The sequence below is a fragment of the Prevotella conceptionensis 9403948 genome, from assembly GCF_000312305.1.
Taxonomy (GTDB): Bacteria; Bacteroidota; Bacteroidia; order Bacteroidales; family Bacteroidaceae; genus Prevotella; species Prevotella conceptionensis.
The window spans coordinates 541693-543285 of the sequence record NZ_HE999443.1 but is presented as its reverse complement, the minus strand read 5'-3'; the positions used below and the strand labels follow the sequence as shown (position 1 = coordinate 543285).

Here is a 1593-nt window from a genome sequence, read left to right as displayed (position 1 = left end):
TACCTCGCCCTTATCGTCGGTCCAAGGAACACGGAAGGTAATGATGCGTTCGGGCTCTACCATCCGCTCGATAATTTTAGCTTTTTCAAACTCAGGGTGTTGATTGTACACATCCTTAATTGAAACAAGCACTTCTTTTACTGCCTGAAGGAATTCAGACTCACCTGGATGCTTGCGCTCCAGTTCTTGCATGATTTTCTCCACTTCCATGGTTGTAATCTTTTTTATGGTTGGGTTAGTAAACTCATTTTTTTGTCAAATGGATGGTGCAAATATAGAACTAATTTGCATACGCACCAAATAAAAGGCAATATTTTTTTAGTGCTTGCCGTTTACCTTGCGCGTTAAGTGATAAGGTGCGGCAAGGGTTTACTTCCCTTTTGTTCGTTTTTGCGGCTTTCATCTTACATCTGCTAGCCGTCAAGAGCAATCTTTGTCCAAAAAGATAATCTTACATTTATCTTCAAATGTCCGCCAATTCTTGCGGAATAATGGTTGCACCTTGTCTTATTCTGTCGGCCATGCCTATGCCGTTACGTAGGTTTCCGCCCACGATAAGGCCAGGATATTGGCTTTGCAGGGCGTCAATGGCCTTGAAACGAGCACCGCTGCTTACCTCGTATTGCGGTATGGCATGGCGATGGCGAAATATTTTAAGCAAGTTGGGCTGCATGTTGGCAGGCAAACGCAGCATGTATCGCAGTTCGGTAAGCACCATTTGCGCCAATTCGGCCTCGCTCATCTCCATCACTTCGGGGTGTTTGATACCGCCAACGAACACCGAAAACAAGTCGCCTTGCTTGGGCGCGCGCCCCTCAAAGCACGATGCGGGGAACAGCACGCCCAGAATACGTCGGTTTTCGCACGAGGGAACAAGGCCGCCGAAGGCCTCGTTGCGCTGCCCTTGCACATCGGCAAAGCCCACACTAAGCTGCACTACGAGGGGCGTAACGCAAACTGGTGATAGGCTCCATCAGTGCGTGGGGCACGGAAGGCATCAACTGGGGCAGGGCATAAGCGCCAACGGTAGTTACCACCTGTTGGGCTAAGATGCTGCATGCGGTGCCGTCTGGCCGCGTATATTCGGCCTTCCAACCCTGCCCAGAAGGTTGCAGATGCAAGTTGCTTGCACCCAAAACGATGTTCGTTTCGCCAACAGAACGCCCAAGCGCATCAATCAAATGCTGCAATCCCCCTTCGGCCGAGAACACCTTTTTGGTGGCCAGCAGGTCGCGTGGCGTTTTGGGTTGGCGCATCTTAGCTATCGCCCCGCGCACAAAACTGCCGTATGTGTGTTCCAAATTATAAAGCTTGGGCAGGGCATAACGCGTAACCAAGCGTTCGGGGTCGCCTGCATACACGCCCGAAATAAAAGGGTCTACGGCGTAGCGTTCAAACGAATCGCCCAGCCGTCGCCTAACAAGTTGCGCCACACTTTCGTCTGCATCTGTGCCTACTTTTCTAAAAGGCTCGGCCAATATCCGCAGTTTGTCGTGCCAAGAAAACAGGGTTGTTTGCACACTAGCCTTCAACCCAACGGGCAAAGCGTGGAAACGTTCGCCCTTCCCAATCCATCTTTGCTTGGCCTCTTCG

Annotated in this window: 2 protein-coding genes and 1 pseudogene; all 3 read right to left on the bottom strand. The window is 50.8% G+C overall.

The window, feature by feature from the left end; genetic code table 11:
* Positions 1-210 (bottom strand): annotated as a pseudogene (locus BN93_RS16450) (NADP-specific glutamate dehydrogenase); the annotation flags it as partial.
* A gap of 253 nt (positions 211-463) precedes the next feature.
* Positions 464-937: a protoporphyrinogen/coproporphyrinogen oxidase gene (locus BN93_RS18360; protein WP_232211072.1), complete on the bottom strand. Its 474-nt coding sequence runs from the start codon at positions 935-937 to the stop codon at positions 464-466.
* The coding region (locus tag BN93_RS18355) for a protoporphyrinogen/coproporphyrinogen oxidase (protein ID WP_232211071.1) at positions 927-1593 on the bottom strand (667 nt) is incomplete at its 5' end. The genes BN93_RS18355 and BN93_RS18360, both read right to left, overlap by 11 nt.